The organism is Streptomyces sp. NPDC055239 (assembly GCF_053606205.1).
In genome coordinates this window covers 132,258-158,746 of the sequence record NZ_JBSGRD010000017.1, presented here as the reverse complement: position 1 = coordinate 158,746, position 26,489 = coordinate 132,258, and the positions used below count along the sequence as shown (strand labels likewise).

Genomic DNA, 26,489 nt, shown 5'->3' with positions numbered 1-26,489 from the left:
TGGGGCTGAGGGGTAGGGCTGAGGGGGTGGGGCTGTGGTGAGGTCGCGCTCAGGGGCGTACGACGGTTCCGTCCGCGAGTACGGGGAGGATCAGGCCGCCGTCGTAGACCTCGATGTACGCGTATCCGTCGGACCTGGCCAGCATCCTGGCCTGCGCGAACGGCTCCGGCATCGGTTCTGCGGGGGCGAAGTGCCGCAGGATGACGTGGAAGAGGTTGAGGACGTGGTCGATGTAGGGCGGGCCGAGGTGGCAGCGGGCGACAAGGCCGAGCGGCACGTCTCCGTACGCCGTCCGGTACTCGTCGCCGATCCACTCCGCGAGCTGTCGGCGCGCCCCCTCGTCGATCCCCGCGTCGAGGCGGGTCACGGCGTCCAGGAGGGGACGCGCCCGCGTCCGGTACAGCTCGCGGTGCGGGCCCGCGGTGCCGGGAGCCCGAGTGGTGCGCTGATCCTTGCCCAGGCCGGGCGTGAGCTGCTGACCGGTCTGCACGATCCGACGAGGTCGTTCGATGTGCCCCATGTGTCCCCCGAGAGTCATGGGTGGTGAGCCGACGCGTGGCCGACGGAGTGGTGCGCGAGAAATTGCTCGGTGATTGATCGGTGCATGAAGAATAGTGACGTCACGTCAATAGTGCGACCTGACATGCACATTGGCACGCGCTCGCCCCAACAGCAGCCTGAAGACGACCTGTTCACGACCAGTGCGGGGACTGTGGTGGGTCACGGGCACTGTCAGACTCTCCGCCATGGGGACGATCTATGCGCTCTTGGTGGGCATCAACGACTATCCGCAGCAACTGGCGACACCGCTCACCGGATGCGTCAACGACACGCGTGAGGCCAGTCGGCTGCTCGCGGACCGCGCGGGCGGGGACGCGGACGTACGGGTCCTGCTGAACGCCGATGCCACGACGGCCGCCGTCACCGAGGCGATCGAGCGGCACCTGGGGGCGGCGGGCCCCGGGGACACGGCCCTTTTCTGGTTCTCCGGGCACGGCACGCAGTCGCGGGCGACGGGCGCGGACCTCCTGATCGAGGCGACGGGCCGCAACCAGGCCCTCGTCTGCGCGGACGGCCCGCTGCCCGACAAGCGCCTGGGCGCCCTGCTCGACGCGGTCGCCGCGCGGGGCGCGCACACGGCAGCCGTCCTCGACTGCTGCTACGCCGGGGGCGCTACGCGGGACTCGGAGCTGACGGCACGATATGCGCCACCGCCGGAGGTGGGGTGGGACGGGGACTCGGACAGGGACTGGGGTTTCGCGGGGGCGCGGGACACCGTGGTTCCTGAGGGGGGCGCGCGTCATGTGCTGCTCGCCGCGAGCAGACTCAGCCAGCGTTCCTACGAGGGCTACTTCGGGGGCCGCAGGCAGGGCGCCTTCACCCACGCGCTGCTCGGCGCCGTACGCGATGCGGGCCGGGGCGCGACGTACCGGGAGCTGCTCGCCGCCGCCGACGCACGCCTCCAGCGTTCCGGGGGCGGACAGCAGCCGGTCCTGTATCCGGCGGAGCCCGGCGGCGTCGCGGATCTGCCGTTCCTGGGCGGCTCGGTCTCGCGCGCGCCGAGCCCCTACCTGCTGCGGTACGGGACCGAGGGCTGGGAGGTGGACTGCGGAAGCGGGCACGGGCTGCGGGAGGGAACAGAGGCGGCGGCTTCGGGCACGGAGTTCACCGTGCTGCCGAGTGCCGGGGAAGGCGGGGTCGTACGGGCGCGGGCCGTGCACGGTCACCGCACGCTCGTCGAACCCCTGGACTGGGCGCCGGTCGCCCCGCGGGTCTATCCGGTGGCGCTCTCGGCGCTCGCACTGGCGCCTGCGACGGTCGCCGTCGTCGGTGAAGGGCCCGAACAGCGGGACTCCGTGGTGGCGTTGCGGGAGACACTGGCCGTGTCTCCGCTGCTCCGGGCCGTCGATTCGCCTCTGGAGGCCGGTGACCTGCACTTCCGGGTCGAGGTGCGGGGCGCGTCGGCCCATGTGCTGAGGAGGGACGGGTCGCCGTTCGTGGAGCCACTGCCGCTGGTGGACGCGGGGCGCGTCGCGGACTGCCTCGTCCACCTCACGCGCTGGCATCAGCTCCGGGATCTCACCTCTCGGCCCTCGCTCCTCGACGGGCTCGTGCGGGTGGAGATCAAGCCGTGGGACGCGCGGAACGAGCCGGGCACGGAGCTGCTGCCCGACGGGGGCGGGGAGATCGTCTGCCCTTATGTGAAGGGGGCCGCCGGGCCGGAGAGCCCGTGGGTCTCCATACGGCTGCACAACCGCTCTCCCGATCGGCCCCTGTGGTGCATGCTGCTCGACCTGACCGACGGCTACCGCAGTGACGCCGAGCTCTATCCGGGGCACTTCATCGCTCCGGGGCACACGGGGTACGCGCTCGATGATCAGCCTGTGCAGCTTTCACTGCCGGTGGGGCGGGCTGCTGTGGGCGGGGCGAGTGCGCGGGACTGGTTGAAGCTGGTTGTGGCGGAGGGGGAGCTGAACACTGTGCCGTTTCATTTGCCCGCGTGGAGGGTGGGCGGGGCTTCTTCGCGGTCCGGTGGGATTGCCTTCGGCGATGGCGTCCTGCGGCTCTCCGGGACCCAAGAGCTCTTGCTTAGCCGGGACTTGGGGCGGGTCGGGGGCTCGGCGCCGGGGCTCTGGGCCACTCGGACGATTCCGTTGCGGACCATGGTGCCGGAGATCTCAAGCCCGTCCGGCGTTTGAGGACGAACTCGGCGAAGCCGGTGATGACGGCGACCAAGGCCCCGGCCCGCTACTGCCCCAGATGCGTGAACCCCGCCCACCCGCTCAGGTCGTCGGGGTCCACTCCCCGCGCCCGTTCGGCCAGCACCGGCGGTAGCCCCGGCGGGAGTTCACGTCCCGGGTCCAGGATCCACAGCTGGGCCCGCCGCAGCGCCCTCGCCGGGGTCTCCCCCTCCTCCCGCAGATAGTGGTGCGTGAGGAACATCAGGACCGACGTCGCGTCGTCCGGCACCGGCCACAGCGAGCCGATCACCGACCGCGCGCCCGCCACGAGGAACGCCGTCGAGAGCGTGTACGCCTCGTTGTGGCCGCGTCCGGAAACGTGGCTCCGGCAGGCGGCGAGCAGCACCAGGGCGAGGCGGCCGCGGCCCCCGCCGCTCAGCGCCTCCGTCAGTTCCTCCGCCGACAACTCGCCGCCGTGCAGCGAGAGATACGCGCTGCCGCTCGCCGCCGCTCGCCCCGTGACCGCCGCGTGGCAGGCCAGGTGCAGCACCCCGCCGCTGTCCTCGTCGCCCGCGCGCAGCCAGGACACCACCTCCGCCGGAGTGCCCGCTCCGTCCGAAAGCCCGCCTGAGCGGCCCCCGAGGAACTGCCCCGACGGGTAGAAGACCCGCTGTACGGCGTCGGCCTCCTCGCCCGCGTACCGCAGGTCCCCCGTGGGGTTGCCGACGACCAGCGCGCGCCCGGTGTGCGGCACCGCGGTCCTTGCGGCCACGTCGCACAGGAGCCGTGCGGAGGCGGCGTACGAGATCTCCGCGTCCTGCACCGCGTACCTGCGGCCCCCGTCGTCCGCCCGGTCCCACGCCGCGTGCCAGGGGACAAGGCCGAGCGCGCCCATCGGGACGAGCACGAGGCGCGGCACCCTGCCGGGTTTCCTTGGCGCTGCGAAGGCGTCGAACAGCGGGCGCATCGCCGCGTACCAGGCCCAGCCGCAGAGCCGGTCGAGCCGGTCGCGGTGAGGTGTCGCGGTAGACGACGCGGGCGGGGACGCAGCGGCGTAGCCCGGCACCGGGCCCATGTCGCGGGCGCCCTCGCCCGCGGGAACGTACGTGGTGAGTGGTCCCGCGTCCTCCCTCAGTTTGGGCAGCGGTACGGAGTGCGTGTCGCCGCCGTTGGTGACGACGACCGCCGCGCCGCCCCCGTCGTCGGAGGCGGGGACGAGGTAGATCAGCGCGTCCTTGCCCAGGGTGCGCAGGGCGGTGGCGATCTCGGCCGGCGTGGGCGGGTCGAGCAGCCGGTCCTGCGGGGTGCCTTCGCCGGGTGGCGCCTCCTCGCCGGTGAGCGCGGCGAGTACGCGGCGGCGCAGGGCGCTGGGGACGGACAGGGAGGCCTGCGCGGCGGAGAGCGGGTCCGCGGCCTGATCGGGCGCGGCGCCCGCCCCGCGCCACTCGGCCGCCAGATCCTCACGGCCGACCGCGACGAGCCGCTCCGGCACGGTGCTCGACGTGGTCGCCGCGTGCAGGACGAGACCCCGGCAGGCGTCGAGCGCCCGTACCGCCTCCTCGGGGGCGTTGTCGCGCAGGCACCACGCGGCGACTTCGAGCGCCGCGCCCGTGGCCTTCTCCGCGGCCTGCGTCGCGTGCTCGGTGCCGGACTGGAGCAGCGCGGCCCAGGCGTGACCGCGCAGGGCGTCGAGCCCGATGCGGCGTGCGTGCGCGCGGTCGTCGGCGCGCAGCGAGTCACGGGTGCGGTAGGCGCGCGCGAGACCAAGGCCGGTGGAGGCGTAGAGGCGGTGCTCGGGACCGCCGACCACGCCGTAGGAGTACTCCAGCATCTCGATGCCCCGGGCGAGATGGCGGTCGCGGGCGCGCGGGTCGCGCTGGAGCACGGCGAGCGCGAGGTGGCAGCCGCCGAGGGAGCCGGCGTAGCGCAGCTTGCTGTCGCTGCCCTCGTCGACCAGGTCATGAGCCTCCTCGAGCAGCTCCATCGCCTCGGCCAGGTCGGCGGGGTCCTGGGTCTTCCCCGCCCGTACGAAGCGGGTGATGCCGCTGTCACCGAGCACCCAGGCCCGGTGGTCGCGCGGCAGCCGGGCCGCTTCCCTGCGCAGCCTCGCGGCGGTGGGCCTGCCGACGAGCGGCGGGGCCGGCGGCTCGCCGAGATCATCGGCGAGGTCGTCACGGATCCCCCGGTTGATCTCGATGAGCGTCCACAGTTCGGCGCGGGAAGGGTCATCCGGGTCGAGCCCGGCATGCACCTCGATGACGACGCCGGTGTGCCGGTCGGCGGCGGCGAGGTCGCCGCGCCGGATCGCGGCCTGGGCGTCGAAGGACGCCTGCTGCGCGTCCATGATCCGGCGCTTGTGCGGGGAGAGGCCGGGGTGGTCGCGCAGCTCACGCCACTGGGCGCGGGCCGCCTCGACGTCGTCGGCCCCGCCGCCGGTCTGCCCCCGGTGGCTGGTGGCCATGATCCTTGCGAGGTCGAGCCCGTGCCCTCCGGATCCGCCACCGGCCCGCGCGCCCGCGGCCTGCGCCTGCGCGAAGTGGTCGAGGACCGTGTCCATGCCACTGCCCGCGCCCGCCATCTCGTCCGCCATCCGGGCGGCGCCGACCGTCATGTGCGCGGTGCGCTGCCACGCCGGGTCGTCCTGGCCGTGTTCGAACGCGGCCGCCATCAGCTCGTCCTTCTGCGCCGCGCTGACGTGGGCGCCGTGCGGATCCAGGATCCGCAGGTGCGAGAGGAGCATGGCGGCGGCCCTCGCGCGGCCGGGGCCTGGTTCGATCGCGCGCCACTCGGTGTACATCTCGTCGAACACGGCCGCCTGGCGTTGGGGGCTGTAGCCCGCCATGAGCCCGGGGAAGTCCTCGTCGTTCTCGCTGAAGTCCAGGAAGGTGACGCCTGCGTCGATGTCGTTGAGCAGTTCGTTGTACACAGTGGTGATGTCGTCGCCCTGCGGCGCCGTCGTGCCGTCGTCCCCCTGCTCCTCGCCGTAGAACCGGGCCCAGGCGGCGAGGATCCGCGCGCCCTTCCGTACGTCGGCATGCGTCTCCTCGTCCGCGAGGACGATTCCGGCCGCCTCTGCGACGTCCGCGATGCGGCTCGGATCCGGGTCGGCGGCGTGGCGGGTCTGCTGGCAGTAGGCGAGGAACATCGCCGCCGCCGTGATCTTGCCGTCCCGTTCGGGCAGCCACTCGGTGACCGCGCGCCGCATCAGGGCGATGCCCCGGTCGCAGCCCGCCCCGTCACCCCGGACGCTCGCCCGCTCGTAGAGCAGCCGCCCGAATCCGTCGAGGAACTGCGGCAGCAGCTCCTCCTCGGCACCGGGCCGGGCGAGCAACGCGGTCAGCTCGACCTCGCCCGCCGCCGCGTGCGCCTGGTCCTTCCAGGTGGACCAGATCATGAAGCGGACGAAGAGGGCCCGACTCTCCGCCTCCCCGGCCCACCACGGGTCTTCGCCGGTACGCCGTCGTGCGTCGCGGACCGCCGTGCCGAACGCCTCGCGGGCCTCCTCCAGTTCGTCCCGGTCGGCGGTCGCTCGGCCGTGCAGGAGCAGCGCGATGCCCACGCTGTGCCGGACGAGCGGCAGGTCGGTGCCGGGCAGGGCGGCTTCGAGAACCGCCTTGTAGTGCGCGGCGGCGGCTGCCGCGTCCTCGACCCGGCCGCCCAGCAGGAAGCGTTCGAGCCGCAGGAAGCCCTGGGCCTCCCACAGGTCGACGGCCTCCTCGCTGCCCGCCTCCAGGACTCCTTCGGCGTCGGCGGAGCGGTTCACGGCCTCGTCGAGCAGGGCGATCCGCTCCTCGTGCGGGGCGTCCGGCGCCTGCCTGTACCGCTCCTTCGCGCAGAGGGCGAGCAGATGGCTGCCCAGTGCGCGTGGGGCGTCGTACGTGGGGTCGTCGGCGGACAGTGACGCGGTTCCGGAGAGGAGCAACTCCCAGCATGAGGAGAGGAGTTCCGGTGAAGGGTCGGCGTCGTACTGGATGGCGCGCACGTGCGCGTACACGATCCGCCAGGCGTGCCAGTCGTCGTCAGCGCCCGGCGCCGCGAAGGCCAGGGCGAAGGCTTCCGCCGCGAGCTCCAGGTCCGCGCCGTCCGGCTCGCTCTCGGCCGACAGGTGGATGCGGTAGCTCAGTTCGCCCGCGTACGCGCACAGCGTCGGCGCCTCCTGCGCGTCGGACGGCAGTCGCGCGATGCGGTCGAGGATCTCGTCGCGCTCGTCCTCGAGCCGCGGCTGTCCGTTCTCGTCGAGCACAGTGACCCTTACGTGTGAAGAGGGCTCTCAGGGTGTGGGCGCGAGGCGCGCGTGGTACGGCTGGAGGACGGAGTTGAGCCATCGTTCGCCGTCCGTCGCGGCGAAGTCCACCGCGTTCCCCTCGACGGCCTCGACGGCTCCCTGCGGGCACCGGTCGGCGAAGAGCAGTACCGTACGGTCGCCCGGCTCGCGCTTCGACGACCAGACGAAGCCCTGCGCCCAGGGGTCGGTGTGGCCACGGATCCAGTGCGCCCAGTCGCGCGTGTACGCGTAGTCGATCGCCTCGGTCTGCACGAGCCAGCTGTCCTGGTGGACGGCGGCCAGTTCCTGCGCGCTCATCAGCGACACCACGGTGAGGTCGGTGGTGAGCCGGAGCGTGGAGAGGCGCCGCCCTTCGACGCTCACGCGCGGGACGAGGCGGGGGCCGCCCGACGGGTCGAACGGCAGGGAGCGCAGCAGCGTCTCGCAGACCGCCGCCGCCGGGCTGAGGCCCGCGTAGAGGTAGCCGTAGGGATCGCAGGCCGTTCCGTCGAAGCGGCCGCCGCCGTAAAGGCAGTGCGAGGGGCGCGGGTTGAATCCTGCGGGGTCGCGGCGCGAGGAGTGCACGCGGTGCAGGACCGTGCCGCGTTCCAGGGTGACCTTGGCGGGGGTGCCGGTCATGGTGTCGGGCGGGCGGTAGTTGGGCACGACTACTCACCCTCCATCAAGAAGCGTGCGGTGTCCGCGAGTTGGCGGTCGCGCCCGGAACCCAGGAGCAGTGCGGGAGAGGTGCCGAGCCAGGCATTGGCGGAGAGCCACCAGTCGGCGGCGCCCCAGGGGTCGCGGTCGGCGGTCAGGACGGCGTTGACTTCGAGGACGACGAGCCAGGGCATCGCGTCCTCGGAGAACTGGAAGCGCGGCAGGCGTGGCAGACCACCCGCGCCGGGCAGCCGGATCAGTTCGGGCGCGAACGGGTTGCCGCCGTGCCGCAGCACCGTGTCGGCGTCCAGGGCGGGCGCGGCGAGCAGCCGTTCGCGGACCGGGCCGAGCACGGGGCCGACCATGCGGTGGCCGTCGATCAGGAGCACGGCCAGGTCCTCTACGCGAAATCCCTGGTAATCGAGGTCCTCACCGGTCGCCCCTTCGAGCTCGGCGTCCATGGTGAGCCGCGCCTCGCCCCCGGCGCCGAACTCCTCCGGCAGCCGCTCGCTCAACAGCTCCGCCGCCCGGTAGGCCGCTTCCCTGCGGGTCAGCTCGTCGGCGTCCCGGGCGCGTACGACGTCGAGGAGCGTCGCGAGTCGGTCGCGGAGCGGCTGGTCCAGGTGCTCCGCGATGCGGTCCCAGAGCGCGGCGGCGGCCGCGAGCACGGCGTACGGATTCACGGTTTCCCCCTGACGTGGTCTTCGCGGATGCCCCGGTCTTCACCCGTCCCCCGGTCGCCGCCCGTCCCCCGGTCGGCGAATCCGGCGAGCAGCCGCTCTATGAGGTCGGCGCGCGCATGGCGGCGGACGACGAAGTGGACGTCCAGGACCGCGCCGCGGGCGAGTTCCGCCTCCACGGCCGCCCACAGCGCGCCGAAGCTCTCCAGCGGCGGGAGGCCGCCGCGGCCGGCGCCGAGCAGCGGCAGGCAGATGGAGGTGAGGGGCGGGTCGCTCGCGCGGGACTCCTCGGCGAGCAGCGCGAAGGCGCGGGCCACACCCCGGGTCACGTCGGCGGGCTGCACGTCGTAGTCGTTGGTCTCGGGCCGGGGCACGGCCACCGCCACGTGGTAGATCCGCCGGACGCCCTGGTCCGCGAGGGCGCCGGACGAGGTGGCGACGACCGTTCCCGGCAGGGCCGCCCGGCCCGGTACTCCGTGCCGGGCGGCCCATCCCCGTAACTCGTCGTGGACGTGGTCCTCGACGAGTCCCCCCGTGGGGTCTTTACGCGCTCCGGCCCTGCGCAGGGTCGCCGAGACCGACGACTTGTAGGCGGCGGGCAGCGCGAAGTACGTGTTCGACGGCGAGACGATGACGTCCACGTCCCGCAGCAGGTCCACCGAGTGGACGTGCACGGTGACGGTCACGGCGCGCCCGTGCAGAGAGAGGCGGAGTTCGCGGTGGGCCGCGGGCAGTCCGCCCGCCGGCCCACCACTCTCCCCCGGTACTCGGACCGCGATGCCGACGACCTGCTCGGCTATCTGCCCGAGCACCATCAACTCGTGGTGTTTGCGGAACCGTTCGACGCTGACCCCGTACACCTGGGCGGCCCTTCGGCGCCGGTCCGCGGGCGGCCAGTCGCGGGTGCCCTGGGCGAGGCCGAGGGTGTACTCGGCGGCGGTCTGGAGACTGCCTCCGCCGATTCCGGCGACGGCGGTCCGGAGCAGTCGCTCGACGGCTCCGAAGGACAACTCGCCGTCGGCTGCGGGTAGTTCACCGGCGATACGGATCAGCTCAGGCGTATCCGTCTCGCGCAGTCTGACGACGCCTGCCCGCCGCACCTTCCTCACCTCCTCGAGTACCAATCCGTGATCGGGTATGTGAGGAGGCGGTGACATGGCGGCAAGGATCGCACCGGCGTCACACCCCTCACAAGCCCGTTCCGTTCTCCCCTCGTCCTCCATTGCACAGCAGCCGCCGGTCGGACTCCGGGCGCGCGCGGGGCGGAAACGGGTCGGGACGACGAAAGGCGCCCCCGGCCGTTGTGGTCGGGGGCGCCTCCATCGACGTACGAGACGCGGATCTCGCTCTGCAAGAACGCGCTAGACGAACAGACTCACCACAGCCGCCACCGCGAACCCGGCGATGGAGAGCACCGACTCGAGGACGGTCCACGTCTTCAGCGTGTCGCGCTCCGAGATGCCGAAGTACTTCGCCACCATCCAGAAGCCGCCGTCGTTCACGTGCGAGGCGAAGATCGAGCCCGCGGAGATCGCCATGATGACCAGGGCGACGAACGCCTGCGAGTGGTCGCCCTCGGAGAGGAGCGGGGCCACGATGCCCGCCGTCGTCACGATCGCGACCGTCGCCGAGCCCTGCGCGACGCGCAGCACCAGGGAGAGCAGGTAGGCGAGGACGATGATGGGCAGGCCCACGTCCTGGAAGGTGTCCGAGAGCGCCCCGGCCACGCCGCTCGCCTTGAGGACCGCGCCGAAGATGCCGCCGGCGCCGACCACGAGCAGGATGTTGCCGACCGGCTTCAGGGACGAGGTCGAGACCGTCTCCAGGGACTTGCGCGACCAGCCGCGCCGGATGCCGAGAAGGTAGTACGCCATCAGCAGGGCGATCGTCAGGGCGACGAAGGGGCTGCCGAAGAACTCGATGACGCTGCGCAGGGTCGAGGGGTCGAAGGCGATGGAGGAGAAGGTCGCGAGGAGGATCAGGAACAGCGGCGTTCCGATGATCGCGAACACGATGCCGAGCGGCACCGGCTTCTCGCTCGGCTGCACTCCGGCCGCGCGCTGCTCGGCGACGACGGCGGCCTTCGCCTCGTCGGCCGCCTCGACCATGTCCTGCGGGACGGGCACGAAGATGCGCTTGCCGATCCACGCGGCGTAGACCCAGGCCGCGATGACGGCCGGGATGCCGCAGACGATGCCCATCAGGATGACCCAGCCGAGGTCCACCTTGAGCAGACCGGCCGCCGCCACCGGACCCGGGTGCGGGGGCAGGAACGCGTGGGTCATCGAGAGGCCCGCGAGCAGGGGCAGGCAGTAGATCAGGATCGACTTGCCGCTGCGCTTGGCGGCGGCGTACACGATCGGCGCGAGGACGAAGATGCCGACGTCGAAGAAGACCGGGATACCGAAGATCAGGCCCGTCAGGCCCATCGCGAGGGGCGCCCGCTTCTCACCGAAGAGGCCGAGGAGGCGTGAGGCGAGGACCTCCGCACCGCCCGAGACCTCAAGGATCGCGCCGAGCATCGTGCCGAGGCCGATGATGATCGCCACATGGCCCAGGATGCCGCCCATGCCGGACTCGATGACCGAGACCACGTCGGACTTCTGGACCGTGCCGAAGAGTTCGGTGACGGAGAGACCGGCCGAGAGGCCGACGACTATGGAGACCGCGAGCAGCGCCACGAAGGGCTGCAGCCTCACCTTGATGATCAGGAAGAGCAGAAGCAGGATGCCGAGCGCGGCGACGGTCAGGAGACCTGCCGTGCCGTCGATCAGGGTGAGGATTCCACCGGTGTGGGGTGGTGTCTCGGCGGGGGCGGCGGCCGCGAGCGCGGCGAAGGGGGACGAAGACATCGTTGACCTCGTAAGTGCATGGGGCTTTCGGGGCAGGGGGGATCACGGCGCGGCGCCTCGGGGGGAGTTGGCGCCGCGCCGTGAAGACGTACGGCTTACGGAATGCTCAGAGTGTTGGGCGGATCAGCCCAGGACCGCGAGCGCGTCGATCTCGATGAGCAGACCGGCCGGGAGGCCGACGTAGACCGTGGTGCGGGCGGAGGCGGGGGCCTTGAGGCCCTGCTCCTCGAAGTACTCGTTGTAGATCTTGTTCATCTCGGCGAAGTGGTCCACGTCCGTGAGGTAGACGCGCATCATCATCACGTCGTCCCAGGTCGCGCCGCCCTCTTCGAGGATCGCCTTGACGTTGGCGAACGTCTGGAGGGTCTGCTCGCGCAGGGTGGGGCCCGCGGGGGTGGGGGCCTTGCCCTCCTCGGCGGGGAGAAAGCCGACCTGACCGGCGACCTGAAGGATGTTGCCCTTCTTGACGCCGTGGGAGAACTTCGCGGGCGGGGTGGTGTGGGTGGCCGGGGTGAGGCCGGTCTTCTCGGTGGTCATGACGTGCTCAGGCTTCCTTGAGGGGTGACTTGCCGGAGTACTCCCGGCTGATGGCGTCCGCCGTACGGCGCACCAGCGGGAGCAGCGTGAGGAGTTCGTCGGCGGTGACGACGACATTCGGCGCGGAGACCGACATGGCGGCGACGACCCGGCCGTCCGCACCGCGGATGGGGGCCCCGATGCAGTTGATGGACTCCTCGTGACCACCGAGGTCGGTGGCCCATCCCTGTTCGCGTACGGCGCCGAGCTCCTTGAGGAACGCGGCGGCGTTGGGTGTCGAACGGGACGTGTACGTGGGGTAGTCGAGCTTCTCCGCGACGGCGCGGCGCTCGGCCTCGGGAAGGTCGGAGAGCAGCAGCTTGGCGACGGCGGCGACCGTGATCGCCACCGGCTTCCCGATGCGCGAGTACATCCGCACCGGGTAGCGGCTCTCGACCTTGTCGATGTAGAGGACTTCCTGCTCCTCGTAGACCGCGAGGTGGACCGTGTGGCCGCACTTCTCGTTGAGGGCGAGGAGGTGGGGATGCGCGATCTCGCGTACGTCGAGGTTCTCGACGGCCTCCTGGGCGAGCGCGAAGAGGCGGGCGCCGAGGCGGTAGCGCTGGTCGGACTGGCGGTAGACCAGGCCGTGTTCGTGGAGCGTGCGAAGCAGCCGCAGGGCGGTGGACTTGTGCACGTCGAGGCGCTCGGCGACCTGGCCGAGGTCGGCGGGGCCCTCGGCGAGCAGCGGCAGGATGGACAGGGCGCGGTCTACGGTCTGACTCATGTACGTGCCTCCTCCTTGGCCTCAGTGTTCACGGGGACGCCGTCCGTCCAGCCGGGGCCGAGGTGCAGTCTCCCCCAGGCGGACGCGTCGAGGGCTGCCAGGCGGTCGGCGTGGTCCCGGGAAGGGGGCGTGGCGAGGTCGCCGGGGACGGTGAGGGCGGCGGCGGCCATGAGGTGGCCGTGGCGCAGGCGCTGCTCGACGGGCAGTCCGCGCAGGGTGGCGGAGAGGAACCCGGCGGCGAAGGCGTCACCGGCGCCGACGGCCGCGACGACGTCGACACGGGGCGCGGGCTCCTCGTACCGCGTGCCCCCGCTGCCATAGGCGACGGCGCCGTCCGCGCCCCGCTTGACGACGAGGAGCTGCGGCTCGGGCAGGGCGGCGCGGATCGCGTCGGGGCCACCGGTGATGCCCCAGGCTTCGGCGGCCTCGTCCTCGCCGACGAAGACGAGGTCGGCGCCGCGCGCGAGGTCGAGGAGTACTTCCTCGCCGCCGTCCGGCCACAGGCGCGGGCGGTAGTTGACGTCGAAGGAGACGCCGTCCGCCCCTGTCGCCGCATCCGTGAGCGCGCGCAGCAGGTCCAGGCAGTCCGCGGAGAGCGCGGCGGTGATGCCGGACAGGTGCAGGAGGCGCCCGGAGCGCAGCGCGGTCTGGTCGAGGTTGGCCGTGGACATCGCGGAGGCCGCGGATCCCGCGCGGTAGTAGAGGACCTCGTGGGCGTCGGTGTCGCGGTCGTCGGCGGTGCGGAAGTAGATGCCGGTGGGGCGGTGCGGGTCGCGGCGCACGGCGCTGGTGTCCACTCCGTAGCGGGCGATCGCCTCGACGAGGTGGTCGCCGAAGCCGTCGGCGCCTACGCGGCTGACCCAGCGGGTGCGGTGCCCGGCCGCGGCGAGCGCGCAGGCGACGTTCGACTCGGCGCCGCCGATTCCGCGATCGAAGGAGGGTACGTCGGCGAGGCGGCCCGCGCGGGTGGGCAGGAACGTGACCATGGACTCGCCGAGCGCCACGACGTCCATGACGTCCACGCCGCCCGACACTCCACCTGCGGTCACCTTCGACACGTCCGCTCCAACCCCTTGCTGTCCTGTTGCCGCTCTGTTGCCGTCCTGGCCGACCGTCCGGATCCGTTGACCCGGCGTTGGCTCGGATGTTAGACAGCAGTAAGCGACATACGCAATGACCGTTGCGCATTATGCAACGCACCTTTTCGAGGAGGCGCCATGGCCGCCGACAGCGCAGCCGACCACCGCACCGACGGGCGTCTGGCCCAGGAGCTGGACCGGCTCACACGAGAGCGGGTCGACCACCGCTTCAAGGGTCTCCCGCCGGACGCGGAGGGGCTGACGGTCGGCGAGCTCGCGGCCCAGCGCCGGAACCTCTTCACGGACGGCTTCACCACGCCCGTCCTCGCGCTCTCCGCCGAGCGCCTCGAACACAACCTCGCGCTGATGGAGACGTACTCCGAACGGCACGGGCTCGCCTTCGCCCCGCACGGCAAGACGTCCATGGCGCCGCAGCTCTTCGCGCGTCAGCTGGAGCGGGGCGCGTGGGGCATCACCCTGGCCGTGCCGCACCAGGTGCGGGTCGCGCGCGCCTTCGGGATCGAGCGGATCTTCCTCGCCAATGAGCTGGTGGACGCGGCGGCGCTGCGCTGGATCGCGGGCGAGCTCGACGCGGACCCCGCGTTCCGCTTCATCTGCTACGTCGACTCCGTACCCGGTGTCGCCCTCATGGACGCCGCTCTGCGCGCGGCGGGCGCGACGCGTCCCGTCGACGTCGTCGTGGAGCTCGGCGCGGGCGACGGGGCGCGCACCGGTGTGCGTACCGAGGACGAGTGCGTCGAGATCGCCAACGCGGTCGCGGCGGCGGACACGCTGCGCCTTGTGGGCCTCGCCGGGTACGAGGGCGAGGTGCCGGACGCTACGCCCGAGCGGGTCGAGGCGTGGCTGCGCCGGCTTACGTCCCTGCTTGTGGAGTTCGACAAGACGAACCGGTTCGCCGATCTGGACGAGGTCGTCGTCAGTGCGGGCGGCAGCGCGTGGTTCGACGCGGTGGCCAATGTCTTCGACGAGATTCCCGAGCTGTCGCTTCCGGTGGTCAAGCTGCTCCGTTCCGGGGCGTACGTCTCGCACGACGACGGTCACTACCGTCACCTGACGCCGTTCAACCGCGTCCCGGACGAGGGCACGCTGCACCCCGCCTTCCGGCTCTGGACGCAGGTGGTGTCCCGGCCGACGTCGGAGCAGGCGTTCACGAACGCGGGCAAGCGGGATGCGGCGTACGACATCGACCTGCCCGAGGCGCAGGTCGTCCACCGGGACGGGGTCGACCGGCCCGCGACCGGGGTCACTGTGACGGGGCTCTCCGACCAGCACGGGTGGGTCCGGACGACTCCGGAGGCGGATCTTGCCGTGGGTGACTGGGTGGGCCTTGGCCTCTCGCATCCCTGCACGTCGTTCGACAAGTGGCAGCTGATTCCCCTGGTCGAGGGCGACGGAACGGTCGTGGATTACATCCGGACGTACTTCTAGCTTCCCGGGCGGGGCTCGCCCACGGGGCGGGCGAACAGACCAAAGACCGCCGCTTCGCGGCGGATGTCTCCCACCCACCCACCCGATTGCCCCGCATTGCAGGGTGGGCGGGACGACTAGAACCGCCGCTTCGCGGCGAGTTTGTCCCACCCACCCGCCCGAGTACCCCGCATCCGCCGACGGCGGGTCGCCCCACCAGGGCCACCCGCACCCGGCGACGAAAGCCGCACGGGTGGTGCGGGTGGGAGCCACAACCCGGCCGGAGGCCGGGTGCACCACACACAGCCCGCAGCCGAGCAGCCAAGCGAAAGACCACAGAGAGGCACCCCCATGGACCTGGTGATCCGGGACGCACGCGTCATAGACGGCACCGGAGGTGCCTCGTACCGAGCCGACGTCGGCGTACACGAGGGCAGGATCAGCACCATCCACCGGGAGGGGGCGGCGGGCCCCCGTCCCACAGGGACCCGCACGGTAGAGGCCCACGGCCTAGCCCTCGCGCCCGGTTTCATCGACATGCACGCCCACAGCGACCTCGCCCTCCTCCGCGACCCGGACCACAGCGCGAAGGCCGCCCAGGGCGTGACCCTGGAAGTCATCGGCCAGGACGGCCTCAGCTACGCCCCCGTGGACGACCGCACCCTCGCCCAGGTCCGCCAGGCCATCACCGGCTGGAACGGCGACGGCAGCGACATCGACTTCGACTGGCGCACGGTCGGCGAGTACCTGGACCGCCTGGACAGGCAGGGCATCGCCGTCAACGCGGCCTACCTCATCCCCCAGGGCACGGTCCGGATGTACGCCGTCGGCTGGGACGACCGCCCGGCGACCCCCGCCGAGGTCGAGCGCATGAAGCAGCTCGTCGCGGAGGGGATGGAGCAGGGTGCCGTGGGCATGTCCTCGGGCCTCACCTACACCCCCGGCATGTACGCCGACGACTCCGAACTCACCGAGCTCTGCAAGGTGGTGGCCCAGTTCAACGGCTACTACTGCCCCCACCACCGCAGTTACGGCGCCGGCGCCCTCCAGGCGTACGAGGAGATGGTCAACCTCACCCGCACCGCGAACTGCCCCCTCCACCTCGCCCACGCCACCATGAACTTCGGCGTGAACAAGGGCAAGGCGCCCGACCTGCTCGCCCTCCTCGACGACGCGCTCGCGAAGGGCGCGGACATCACCCTCGACACGTACCCCTACACCCCCGGCTGCACGACCCTCGTCGCCATGCTGCCGAGCTGGGCGAGCGAGGGCGGGCCCGACTCGATCTTCGCCCGGCTCCAGGACGACGCGACCGCCGAGAAGATCCGCCACCACATGGAGGTCATCGGCGCCGACGGCTGTCACGGCGTACCGATCGAGTGGGACAGGATCGAGATCTCCGGCGTCTCGAACCCCGAGCTCACGTCCTTCGTGGGCAAGACGGTCGCCGAGTCCGCCGCACAGCGCGGCGAGGAGCCCTGGGTCACCGCCCGCCGACTCCTCATCGACGACAAACTCGGCTCGACGATCCTCCAGCACGTCGGCCACGAGGACAACGTCCAGGCGATCATGCAGCACCCCGTGCACACGGGCGGCAGCGACGGCATCCTCCAGGGCTTCAAGCCGCACCCGCGCGCATACGGCACGTTCCCGCAGTACCTCGGCCGCTACGTGCGCGAACTCGGCGTCCTCACCCTCGAAGAGTGCGTCGCCCACCTCACCGGGCGCCCCGCCGCCCGCCTGCGCCTCCCCGACCGGGGCATCGTCCGCGAGGGCTACCGCGCCGACCTGGTCCTCTTCGACCCGGACACGGTCGCGGCGGGCTCCACCTTCGACGCTCCCCGAACCCTCCCGACCGGCATCCCGCACGTCCTGATCGACGGCAAGTTCGTGATGGAGGACGGACGGCGCACGGACGTCCTCGCGGGTCGCTCCGTACGCCGTACTCCCTGAAGTGACTCCCTGAAGCGAGCGCGTTACCTCGAAAGGAGCCCGGCCGCGGCCGGTCGCGGCAGCTTGCAGCCCTTCCGGCCGAGGTCGATCTTGCTGTCGTGCCCGACGCACGGCACGATCCCGTACGTCTCCTGCGCGTAGTTGATGCCCTTGCGGACCGTCACGTTGCCGTGCCGGTCGACCTCACAGGGGTTGTCGAGGGTGCAGCGCTCGCCCGCCTCGTTCCCCGTGTTGTTGACGGCGGTGACCTTGCCTGTCTTGTGGTCGATCACCGGTGACCCCGACGTGCCGCCGATGGTCTGGCACGCGGGGGTGTAGCGGACCGAGTCCTTCCAGGTCCACTCACCCTCCTTGAGCCGGTACACGAACCCGTCGACCTTGCAGGTGTACGTCTTCTTCCAGTACCCGGAGACGACCGTGATGTCCCGCCCCTTGACCGGGTGGGCGGCGTCGATCTCCAGCGCCTTGATGCCGTACTTCTTCTTGATGTCGCCGTAGCTGGTGGTGAGTTGGTACAGCGAGATGTCGGTGTCGGTCATCGTCGCGTACGAGACCTTGCTCGCGGTGAGCGTGGCCTTCTCCGCACCTGTGGCGTCGAGCAGCTTGAAGGTGCGGGTGGACGGCTGGTCGACGATGACCTCACCCGCCATCGGGAACCCGCTCTCCAGACAGTGACCGTTGGAGAGGACGAGCGCCGGGTCGTCCGCCTTCGACTGGGGCATACGGACGACGGAGCCGGAGCAGTTGCTGAGCGCGACGGTCCCTGCGAAGTCGACGCCTTTCGCCGCGGCCTCCCCTGCCGCCTGCGCCGACGGCGCGGAGCCGAACCCTACGAGGGTGAGAGCGAGTAATCCGCCCGCGAGAGCCTTGTTCATATGTGGAGCCCCCCTTGCAGCTGTGCCCTGTGTGGTTGTCACGGGCATTCTTCGGGGGCCTCGCTCACACGGACAAGAGGTCTGACTCCCATTGCAGAAAAGTCCCACCCCCTCCCAACAACCTCCCAGGTCACCGCACACCCCAGGTGAGACATTCCTACAATGCGCCTATTTGGGCAGGCTGAGGCGGAAGCCATCGCGATCCATTCGTACGAGCCGCTGCTGATCCCGGGCCTGCTGCAGACCGAGGAGTACGCGCGGGCGCTCATCAGCGAGAGCTGCCCGCCGCTGGACGACGAGACCGTCGAGGAGCGGGTGAACGCGCGGCTGCGCAGGCAGGAGGCGCTGCAGGCGCGGCCGTCCGTGGTTTTCGGCTTCGTGGTGTACGAGGCCGCACTGCGGACCATGGTTGGCGGCCGGGAGCCTATGCAGCGCCAGCTTCAACGCGTTCTGGAAGCAAATCGCTTGAGGAACGTGTCGGTTCAGGTGCTGCCGATGGGCCGGTGCAGCGGACTCGCGCTCACGGGATCAATGGTGCTGCTGGAAACCCCTGATCACGAGCATTACGGGTACGTCGAAGGGCAGAAGACAAGCGCGCTCTACGCCGATCCCCCCAAGGTCAGTGAACTCTCCCAGCGCCATGGCATGATCCGCGTTCATGCCCTCAGCATTGAGGAGTCGACGGGGTTCATCAGGAGACTGGCGGAGGAGCTATGAGCAACCAGCTCGCCTGGTTCAAGTCCAGCTACAGCGATGACGAAGGCGGCAACTGCGTAGAGATAGCCACCTGCCCCCACACCATCCACATCCGCGACTCAAAGCTCGGCGAAGCAAGCCCCACCTTCGCCGTCCGAGCCACCGCATGGGCCCACTTCACGGCCGAGCTCCGGGACCCGGGGTCCGAGCGCCTTTTCTGAGGAACCGGCGGCGGGACCGAACCGAAGTCCGGCCCCGCTGCCTAGCGGCGCGCCCTTACGGCTTGGGCAGCGCGCAGCCCGCGCGGCTCAGGTCGATCTTGTTGCCGGGGGCCACGCACGGCACGATGCCGTACGTCTGCTGGGCGTAGTTGATGCCCTCGCGGACCGTCACCTTGCCGTTCTCGTCGACCTCGCACGGGTTGTTGTCCGTGCACTGCTCGCCGCTCTCGTTGCCGGTGTTGTTGACGGCGACGACCTTGCCGGTCGCGTCATCGACCACCGGAGAGCCCGAAGTGCCGCCGATCGTCTGGCAGGCGGAGGTGTAGCGGACCGAGTCCTTCCAGGTCCAGTTCCCCTCCTTGAGGCGGTACGCGAAGCCGTCGACGCTGCACTTGTACATCTTCTTCCAGTACCCGGAGACGACGGTGATCGCCTTCCCCTTCTCCGGGTGCGCCGCGTTCAGCTCAAGGGCCTTGATGCCGAACTTGGTCTCGATCTGGCTGTACGTGCTGGTGAGCTGGTAGAGCGAGACGTCCGTGTCCGTCATCGTCCCGTAGGCGATCTTGCTCGCCTTGACCGTTCCCGCGTTGCCGCCGCTGGAGTTGAGGAGCGTGAAGCTCCGCGTCGACGGCTTGTCGAGGACGACCTCACCGGGACCCGGGAAGCCGCTCTCCAGGCAGTGGCCGTTGGACATCACGAGCGCCGGGTCGCCGGGCTGCGAGTTCGGTACGCGGACGACGGAGCCGGAACAGTTGCTCAGCGCCACCGTTCCAGCGAAGTTGACCGCTTTCGTCTTCACAGACTTCTGCTTGGTCTGCTGTGTCTGCTTGGTCTGCTGCGTCTGCTTGGCGGGCGTCTGCGCGCCATCGCTGACAGCCGTCGCGGGTGCCGCCGTCGCGCCGATGAGCGCCACGGCGAAGATCGCGCCGACGAGAGGCTTCTTCATGTGGGGGTCCCCTCCGTTGACTATGTGACCGAAGGTGATTCGGTTTTGTCATGCGCATTGTTGGGGCAACCGGGCGCGAGGACAAGACCGCATACGGACACAACTGACCGCTGACAGGACAGTCCGCACACCACGTCGGACGCCGCCCCGTCCCCTACGTGGCGGATACGTGGCGGAAAACACGAGGCGGGTCTCGTTACGCGGCCGTAAGCTCGCGGACATGCAGGTCATCCAGTCGACGAAGCTCGCCAACGTCTGTTACGAGATCCGGGGCCCGGTGCTCGAGGAGGCGATGCGGCTGGAAGCGGCGGGCCACCGCATCCTGAAGCTCAACACCGGCAACCCCGCGGCCTTCGGGTTCGAGTGCCCGCCCGAGATCCTTGAGGACGTCCTCCGCAACGTCGGCGACGCGCACGGCTACGGAGACGCGAAGGGGCTGCTCGCCGCCCGCCGCGCGGTGGTCATGCACAACCAGACCCTGGGCATCGAGACCGACGTCGAGCACGTCTTCATCGGCAACGGCGTCTCCGAGCTCATCGTCATGGCCATGCAGGGCCTGCTCGACGACGGCGACGAGGTCCTCGTACCGGCGCCGGACTATCCGCTGTGGACGGCCGCCGTCTCGCTCTCCGGCGGCACCGCCGTGCACTACCGCTGCGACGAGCAGGCGGACTGGATGCCGGACCTCGCCGACATCGAGCGCAAGGTGACCGACCGCACCAAGGCGCTCGTGATCATCAACCCGAACAACCCGACGGGCGCCGTGTACAGCGAGGAGATGCTGCGCGGCCTGACCGACATCGCGCGCCGCCACAACCTCCTGGTCTGCTCGGACGAGATCTACGACAAGATCCTCTACGACGACGCGGTCCACACCCCCACCGCCGCCGTCGCCCCCGACCTCCTCACCCTCACCTTCAACGGCATGTCGAAGGCGTACCGGGTGGCCGGTTACCGCGTCGGCTGGGTGGCCATCTCGGGACCGAAGGCGCACGCGTCCTCGTACATCGAGGGCCTGACGATCCTCGCCAACATGCGCCTGTGCGCGAACATGCCGGGTCAGCACGGTGTGGTCGCCGCGCTCAGCGGGCGGCAGACCATCAACGACCTCGTGCTTCCGGGCGGCCGGCTCGTGGAGCAGCGCGACACCGCGTACGACCTGCTCACCCAGATCCCCGGCGTGAGCTGTGTGAAGCCCAAGGGGTCGCTCTACCTCTTCCCGCGGCTCGATCCGAAGGTCTTCAAGATCAAGGACGACCGCCAGATGGTCCTCGACCTGCTCCGCGCCGAGAAGATCATGGTCGTCCACGGCACCGGCTTCAACTGGCCGGAACCGGATCACTTCCGGGTCGTCACGCTGCCCACGACGACGGACCTGACCGAGGCCGTCACCCGGATCGGCAACTTCCTGGACGGCTACACCCAGCCCTAGCCCAAGACCTGGCCCCCGAGACAGTGACCCGGCTCAACTTTAGACAGAATCTAATGTAGGATGGCTTTCAAGCTACCCGCCAGGAGGCCATCCCATGTACGAGCCGATCCGCACCAAGTCGGTCCATGCCATGGCCGACCCGGGCGACTTCCCGCACCGCTCCCGCGAGGAGGAGCTGGACATCCAGCTCGCCGCGCATCTGGCGGCGCTCCTCGCCGTCACGGACGAACTGCGCGCCCTCGCGCCCGCCACCGATCTTGACGACGCCGCCGAGCAGCTGTCGTCCGAGGTGGCCCGGCTGCGCGGCGGGCTTCCGCCCGTCCGCTCCGCCGTGGTGACCGCGATCCACGAACCGCACCTCACCGCCCTTCACCAGCGCGCCCACGCCCTCGCGGGCCGCGCCCTGGTGGTGGCCGCGTCCCGCGCCGACACAGCGGCGGCGATCCTCGCCGCTCAGCGCATGGACGCACACGCAGGCGCTGCCCACCTCGTCGGCGCCCACTGACGGCCCCGGTCCGCGGCCGGGGAGGCCGCGGACCGGGCGCCACCACCGGAGACGACGACTGGGGGTACCCGTCGTCTAGCCGGTGATCTTCACAGTGGCCTGGGTCGACGATCCGCCGTGCAGGGCATCGCCCTCGTAACTCACCGCGTAGACCGTCTTGCCCTTCTTGCTCGGCAGGTCCCTGATCCGGAACGTGCCGTCCGCCGCCACCGACGCCGATGTCAGCTCGCCCGTCGTGCCGAGCCTGTCGGTCCGCGTCACCTTCAGCGCGATCCCGGACGGCAGCGCACGCCCCTGACCGGTCAGCTTGCCCGCGATCTCGACGCCGCCCGCGCGGGTCGCCTCGGCGGGCGCCGTCAGCTCGATCGCCGTCGCCGCCTTCGCCACGTCGACAGTGACCGTGACGTCCTCGGCGGGCCGGTGCGTGACGTCGCCGAGGAACCGCAGCGTGTACGTCGTCTCGCCGAGCCGGTCCGGCACGTCGAGGACGGTGAAGCTGCCGTCGGCCGCGACCTTGGCCGATGCCACCTCCTGCGTGCCGTCCGCGTCCTTGCGGACCGCGGCGACCTTCACCGGCTCCGCGGGCGCGGAGCCGTCGAGCTCCAACTTGCCCCGGATGCCGAGCGGTTCACCGACAACGGGCTTCGACGGCGTGGTACTCAGCGTGCCCGTGAAGCGCGAGTCGTACTGGGCGGCCGGGGGCTTGATGACGTGCAGCCAGCGGCCGTAGGAGCCGTCCGACGTCACCGCGAAGAGCCGCGAGCCGTCCTTGGCCCAGCCGAGACCGCCCGGCACGACCCGCGTGCCGTCGAGCTCGCTCTCGAAGGCGAACTCCAGCGGCGTACCGCCGTCCGCCGGGTCGGCGGGCTGGATCAGCAGATCGGCCGTACTGCCGGAGGCGACCGCGCCGCGCGCCACGTACTTTCCGTCGCCGCTGAACGCCACCGCCGACGCCTTCGCACCCGCCGCCAGGGGCGGGTACGCCGTCGGGGCGTCCGCCAGGTCGGACGCGTCGAGCAGCCGGGTGCCGTAAGCCGCGTCCGCGAGGGCGATCCGCTTGCCGTCGGCGCTCTGCGCGATGTCCTTCAGGTCGAGCGCGCCCTTGCCGTCGGCGTCCGCGAAGCGCCGCTGGGGGCCGCGCACGAGGTTCTCGCCGCTCGCGTCGAAGGTGGTGAGGAACGCGTTGGCCGCGTTGCCCGCGCCCGCCTGCCCCATCACGAGCCGGTCGGGCGCCTGGGGCCCGGCCTCCAGCTTCAGCCGTCCACGGCTGCTCCAGCCGGTGTTGGTGTACGTGGCACCGCTGACCCCGTACAGGGACGCGAGGTTCTCGTCCCGGTCGCAGTACGACTCGTTGTACGGCGTCTCCGTGAACCAGGTCTTTCCGCCCGCCACGGCCACGTCCCGGCCACAGGTCACGTCGTACGGCGTCCCCGAGATGCCGCTCCTGGTCTGCGTGGCCGTGTCGAACGTCAGCACGCTGTTGGACTGCGACACGTGCAGCGTCGCGCCGTCGGGGCTGAGCGTCATGCCGGAGGCAGGCTTGTCGGTGGGCAGCGAACCCACCTTCTGGCCCTGGAAGTTGTAGACCAGGACCGCGCTCTCCGCTCTGCCCGTGCCTCCGTCCGTGAGATAGACCCGCTCGTGCGCGTCGTCGACCACCATCGCCGCGAACGAGGAGATCGGCAGCTTCGCCACCTCGTCCGAGGGAGCGGCGGCGTACGCGGTGGGCGTGCCGACGGCGACGAGCCCCGCAGAGCCGAGCACCACCGCCATGACGATGCCCGTCCCCCGGTTCATCCCCCGGCCCGTCCCCCGTCTTAACCGCTGAGTCTTCTTCAACTTGTCCCCCCACAGGCTTCTTTGGCGGCGCGCGTCGATCAGCGGCCCCCCCGTGTGGGGTCATTGAAACATGTGTGGGTCACGTGAAGGCAGGGTGTGCAAGATGCGTACACATGCGGAAGGCCCCGCACGCCGTTGTGCGGGGCCCTTCCGGAATGCGCGGAGTGCGCCGAGGTGTCAGCCGAGACGCTGCACCAGGGCACGGTACTCGTCCCACAGTTCCTTGGGCGTGTGATCGCCGAAGGTGTTCAGGTGCTCGGGGACCAGCGAGGCCTCGTCGCGCCAGACCTCCTTGTCGACCGTGAGCAGGAACTCCAGGTCGGAGGCGGGCAGGTCGAGGCCCTCCGTGTCGATGGAGTCGACCGTCGGCAGGATGCCGATGGGGGTCTCGACGCCCTCGGCCTTGCCGTCGAGCCGGTCGACGATCCACTTCAGGACGCGGGAGTTCTCACCGAAGCCGGGCCACACGAACTTGCCGTCGGCGTTCTTCCGGAACCAGTTCACGTAGTAGATCTTCGGCAGCTTGGACTGGTCCGGCTTGTCCGCGCCGACCTTGACCCAGTGGGCCATGTAGTCGCCCATGTTGTAGCCGCAGAAGGGCAGCATGGCGAACGGGTCGCGGCGCAGCTCGCCGACCTTGCCCTCAGCCGCGGCGGTCTTCTCGCTCGCCACGTTCGCGCCGAGGAAGACGCCGTGCTGCCAGTTGAAGGACTCCGTCACGAGCGGCACCGCGCTGGCGCGACGGCCACCGAAGAGGATCGCCGAGATCGGCACGCCCTTGGGGTCCTCCCACTCGGGCGCGATGATCGGGCACTGCGAAGCGGGCGTGGTGAAGCGGGCGTTCGGGTGCGCGGCGGGGACGCCGGACTCGGGGGTCCAGTCGTTGCCCTTCCAGTCGGTGAGGTGGGCGGGAGTCTCCTCCGTCATGCCCTCCCACCAGACGTCGTTGTCGTCGGTGAGCGCGACGTTCGTGAAGACCGAGTTGCCCCACAGGGTCTTCATGGCGTTGGCGTTGGTGTGCTCGCCCGTGCCGGGCGCGACGCCGAAGAAACCGGCCTCGGGGTTGATCGCGTAGAGCCGGCCGTCCTCGCCGAAGCGCATCCAGGCGATGTCGTCACCGATGGTCTCGACGGTCCAGCCGCGAGTCGTCGGCTCCAGCATGGCGAGGTTGGTCTTGCCGCAGGCGGAGGGGAAGGCGGCTGCCACGTACTTGCTCTCGCCCTGCGGGGGCGTGAGCTTGAGGATCAGCATGTGCTCGGCCAGCCAGCCCTCGTCGCGCGCCATGACGGAGGCGATGCGCAGGGCGTAGCACTTCTTGCCGAGCAGGGCGTTGCCGCCGTACCCGGATCCGTACGACCAGATCTCGCGGTCCTCGGGGAAGTGCGAGATGTACTTGGTGGAGTTGCAGGGCCACGGCACGTCGGCCTCGCCCGCTTCGAGCGGCGCGCCCAGCGTGTGCACGGCCTTCACGAAGAAGCCGTCGTCGCCGAGCTCGTCCAGGACGGCCTGCCCCATGCGGGTCATGGTGCGCATGGAGACGGCGACGTACGCGGAGTCGGTGATCTCGACGCCGATCGCGGAGAGCGGCGAGCCGACCGGGCCCATGCAGAAGGGCACGACGTACATGGTGCGACCGCGCATCGAGCCGCGGAAGACGCCCTTCTCGCCCGCGAAGATCTCCCGCATCTCGGCGGGGGCCTTCCAGTGGTTGGTCGGGCCCGCATCCTCTTCCTTCTCGGAGCAGATGAAGGTGCGGTCCTCGACACGCGCGACGTCGGTCGGGTCGGAGGCCGCGTAGTACGAGTTCGGGCGCTTGATCGGGTCGAGCTTCTTGAACGTGCCTCTGGCCACGAGCTCCCCGCACAGGCGCTCGTACTCGGCCTCGGATCCGTCGCACCAGACCACACTGTCCGGCTCGGTCAGTTCGGCGATCTCGTTGACCCAGGAGACGAGCTCCCGGTGGTCGGTGGGGACGGTGCCCAGAGAAGGTGAGAGAAGGGGAGCCGCGATGTCGCGCGCCACGATTGCTCCTATACGAGGGGTTTTGGTTTATTTTGCCCCGTGGGGGCTGCGACCCGGATGCTTCACTTATTGACCCTCTGGCGCTCATCCGGTGCCGACCGCACTCATTTGATCATCCGATGCTTCTGCGCATATGTCCAGAGGGCCGCACACGTGAGCGGCGTGAGCATCGCCACTCGCCGGAGCGGGTTCCCGGACACGGATCCGCCACTTGTACGCTCGGGTATCGCCGTGAGCATCGCCACTTGTGCGCCTCGGTTCCCACTCGCCTAATACCTAACTTACGGTTGCGTAGGTACGATGCCGATATGACCGCTCCCGTCCCCGACGCGGACACGAACTCCCCGGCCAAGAGCCCGGATTCGTCCCCGCTCGACGCCCTGCCGCTCCCCGAGATCCCGGATCTCGCGGAGATCAAGCCGAAGATGCGCGGCTGGCTGCACGCGGGCATGTTCCCCGCGGTGCTCGTCTCCGGCATCGTGCTCACCGCGCTCGCGGGCTCCACGCGCGCACGGATCGCCTGCGGCATCTACGTCCTGACGGCCTGCCTGCTCTTCGGAGTGAGCGCGATCTACCACCGGGGCACCTGGAGTCCGCGCGCCGACGGCGTGCTGCGCAGACTCGACCACGCCAACATCTTCCTGATCATCGCGGGCACGTACACCCCGCTGACGATGCTGCTCCTGCCCGAATCCAAGGGGCAGTGGCTGCTCTGGGGCGTGTGGGGCGCGGCGGTGGCCGGCATCCTCTTCCGGGTCTTCTGGGTCGGCGCACCGCGCTGGCTCTACACCCCGTGCTACATCGCGATGGGCTGGGCGGCGGTCTTCTACCTGCCCGACTTCATGCGCACGGGCGGCATCGCCGTGCTCGTCCTCGTGATCGTGGGCGGACTGCTCTACAGCGCGGGCGGCGTGATCTACGGCATCAAGCGCCCCAACCCCTCCCCGCGCTTCTTCGGCTTCCACGAGGTCTTCCACTCCCTGACACTTGCCGCGTTCGCGGTGCACTACGTGGGCATCTCGCTGGTGGCGTACCAGCACGGGTAGTCACCCACAG

At 70.6% G+C, this 26,489-nt stretch carries 21 protein-coding genes; 8 read left to right on the top strand and 13 right to left on the bottom strand.

All coding sequences use genetic code 11. The features are described 5' to 3' along the window. Positions 1-49: 49 nt before the first annotated feature. Complete coding sequence (locus ACWFRJ_RS39080) at positions 50-538, bottom strand: hypothetical protein (protein WP_453542496.1); 489 nt, start codon at positions 536-538, stop codon at positions 50-52. Positions 539-746: 208 nt separating this feature from the next. On the opposite strand from ACWFRJ_RS39080, the gene ACWFRJ_RS39075 reads away from it, so the two are divergent. Beyond that, positions 747-2,699: a caspase family protein gene (locus ACWFRJ_RS39075; RefSeq protein ID WP_453542493.1), complete on the top strand. Its 1,953-nt coding sequence runs from the start codon at positions 747-749 to the stop codon at positions 2,697-2,699. Positions 2,700-2,748: 49 nt separating this feature from the next. Here ACWFRJ_RS39075 and ACWFRJ_RS39070 read toward each other — a convergent pair whose 3' ends face one another. The 8 genes from ACWFRJ_RS39070 to ACWFRJ_RS39035 form a co-directional block, all read right to left on the bottom strand. Next, complete coding sequence (locus ACWFRJ_RS39070; RefSeq protein WP_453542489.1) at positions 2,749-6,924, bottom strand: CHAT domain-containing protein; 4,176 nt, start codon at positions 6,922-6,924, stop codon at positions 2,749-2,751. 27 nt (positions 6,925-6,951) lie between these two features. Next, the gene (locus tag ACWFRJ_RS39065; protein ID WP_453542486.1) at positions 6,952-7,611 is read right to left on the bottom strand and encodes an RES family NAD+ phosphorylase; all 660 of its coding nucleotides are present in this window, start codon (positions 7,609-7,611) and stop codon (positions 6,952-6,954) included. A 2-nt stretch (positions 7,612-7,613) separates the two neighbouring features. Continuing rightward, a complete protein-coding gene (locus tag ACWFRJ_RS39060; protein ID WP_453542483.1) occupies positions 7,614-8,285 on the bottom strand; it encodes a hypothetical protein in 672 nt (223 codons plus the stop codon). Continuing rightward, positions 8,282-9,382, bottom strand: a complete 1,101-nt coding sequence (locus tag ACWFRJ_RS39055; RefSeq protein WP_453542480.1) for a hypothetical protein — start codon at positions 9,380-9,382, stop codon at positions 8,282-8,284. The genes ACWFRJ_RS39060 and ACWFRJ_RS39055 overlap by 4 nt, the downstream gene beginning before the upstream one ends. Before the next feature lie 261 nt (positions 9,383-9,643). Beyond that, positions 9,644-11,134: a GntP family permease gene (locus ACWFRJ_RS39050; protein WP_453542477.1), complete on the bottom strand. Its 1,491-nt coding sequence runs from the start codon at positions 11,132-11,134 to the stop codon at positions 9,644-9,646. 123 nt (positions 11,135-11,257) lie between these two features. After that, positions 11,258-11,671 (bottom strand): RidA family protein, encoded by a 414-nt coding sequence (locus tag ACWFRJ_RS39045; protein ID WP_383282350.1) that lies wholly within the window; start codon positions 11,669-11,671, stop codon positions 11,258-11,260. 7 nt (positions 11,672-11,678) lie between these two features. Continuing rightward, positions 11,679-12,437, bottom strand: a complete 759-nt coding sequence (locus ACWFRJ_RS39040; protein WP_453542473.1) for an IclR family transcriptional regulator — start codon at positions 12,435-12,437, stop codon at positions 11,679-11,681. Beyond that, positions 12,434-13,450: a sugar kinase gene (locus tag ACWFRJ_RS39035; RefSeq protein ID WP_453542597.1), complete on the bottom strand. Its 1,017-nt coding sequence runs from the start codon at positions 13,448-13,450 to the stop codon at positions 12,434-12,436. The genes ACWFRJ_RS39040 and ACWFRJ_RS39035 overlap by 4 nt, the downstream gene beginning before the upstream one ends. Before the next feature lie 204 nt (positions 13,451-13,654). Here ACWFRJ_RS39035 and ACWFRJ_RS39030 point away from each other — a divergent pair, with 204 nt between their 5' ends. Together ACWFRJ_RS39030 and ACWFRJ_RS39025 are read left to right on the top strand one after the other, a co-directional pair. Then, positions 13,655-14,965, top strand: coding sequence for an amino acid deaminase (locus tag ACWFRJ_RS39030; RefSeq protein WP_453542470.1), 1,311 nt, complete (start codon positions 13,655-13,657; stop codon positions 14,963-14,965). 330 nt (positions 14,966-15,295) lie between these two features. Continuing rightward, positions 15,296-16,897: an N-acyl-D-amino-acid deacylase family protein gene (locus ACWFRJ_RS39025; RefSeq protein ID WP_453542467.1), complete on the top strand. Its 1,602-nt coding sequence runs from the start codon at positions 15,296-15,298 to the stop codon at positions 16,895-16,897. Between the two features lie 23 nt (positions 16,898-16,920). Here the strand turns inward: ACWFRJ_RS39025 and ACWFRJ_RS39020 are convergent, their stop codons facing one another. After that, positions 16,921-17,772 (bottom strand): S1 family peptidase, encoded by an 852-nt coding sequence (locus ACWFRJ_RS39020; RefSeq protein WP_453542464.1) that lies wholly within the window; start codon positions 17,770-17,772, stop codon positions 16,921-16,923. A 162-nt stretch (positions 17,773-17,934) separates the two neighbouring features. Here ACWFRJ_RS39020 and ACWFRJ_RS39015 point away from each other — a divergent pair, with 162 nt between their 5' ends. Next, entirely contained in the window at positions 17,935-18,489 is a 555-nt protein-coding gene (locus ACWFRJ_RS39015; protein ID WP_453542461.1) for a DUF5753 domain-containing protein, read from the top strand. Beyond that, complete coding sequence (locus ACWFRJ_RS39010; protein WP_453542458.1) at positions 18,486-18,689, top strand: DUF397 domain-containing protein; 204 nt, start codon at positions 18,486-18,488, stop codon at positions 18,687-18,689. The genes ACWFRJ_RS39015 and ACWFRJ_RS39010 overlap by 4 nt, the downstream gene beginning before the upstream one ends. 55 nt (positions 18,690-18,744) lie before the next feature. On the opposite strand, the gene ACWFRJ_RS39005 is transcribed toward ACWFRJ_RS39010, so the two are convergent. Further along, the gene (locus ACWFRJ_RS39005; RefSeq protein WP_453542455.1) at positions 18,745-19,635 is read right to left on the bottom strand and encodes a S1 family peptidase; all 891 of its coding nucleotides are present in this window, start codon (positions 19,633-19,635) and stop codon (positions 18,745-18,747) included. 220 nt (positions 19,636-19,855) lie between these two features. Here ACWFRJ_RS39005 and ACWFRJ_RS39000 point away from each other — a divergent pair, with 220 nt between their 5' ends. Together ACWFRJ_RS39000 and ACWFRJ_RS38995 are read left to right on the top strand one after the other, a co-directional pair. Next, positions 19,856-21,067, top strand: coding sequence for a pyridoxal phosphate-dependent aminotransferase (locus ACWFRJ_RS39000; RefSeq protein ID WP_453542452.1), 1,212 nt, complete (start codon positions 19,856-19,858; stop codon positions 21,065-21,067). Positions 21,068-21,161: 94 nt separating this feature from the next. Further along, the gene (locus ACWFRJ_RS38995; RefSeq protein WP_453542449.1) at positions 21,162-21,572 is read left to right on the top strand and encodes an SCO4983 family protein; all 411 of its coding nucleotides are present in this window, start codon (positions 21,162-21,164) and stop codon (positions 21,570-21,572) included. 75 nt (positions 21,573-21,647) lie between these two features. Here ACWFRJ_RS38995 and ACWFRJ_RS38990 read toward each other — a convergent pair whose 3' ends face one another. Further along, positions 21,648-23,369, bottom strand: coding sequence for an Ig-like domain repeat protein (locus ACWFRJ_RS38990; RefSeq protein WP_453542447.1), 1,722 nt, complete (start codon positions 23,367-23,369; stop codon positions 21,648-21,650). Positions 23,370-23,588: 219 nt separating this feature from the next. Next, positions 23,589-25,433, bottom strand: a complete 1,845-nt coding sequence (locus tag ACWFRJ_RS38985) for a phosphoenolpyruvate carboxykinase (GTP) (RefSeq protein ID WP_453542444.1) — start codon at positions 25,431-25,433, stop codon at positions 23,589-23,591. A gap of 308 nt (positions 25,434-25,741) precedes the next feature. On the opposite strand from ACWFRJ_RS38985, the gene trhA reads away from it, so the two are divergent. Continuing rightward, a complete protein-coding gene (trhA, locus tag ACWFRJ_RS38980) occupies positions 25,742-26,479 on the top strand; it encodes a PAQR family membrane homeostasis protein TrhA (RefSeq protein ID WP_453542441.1) in 738 nt (245 codons plus the stop codon). Positions 26,480-26,489: the final 10 nt, after the last annotated feature.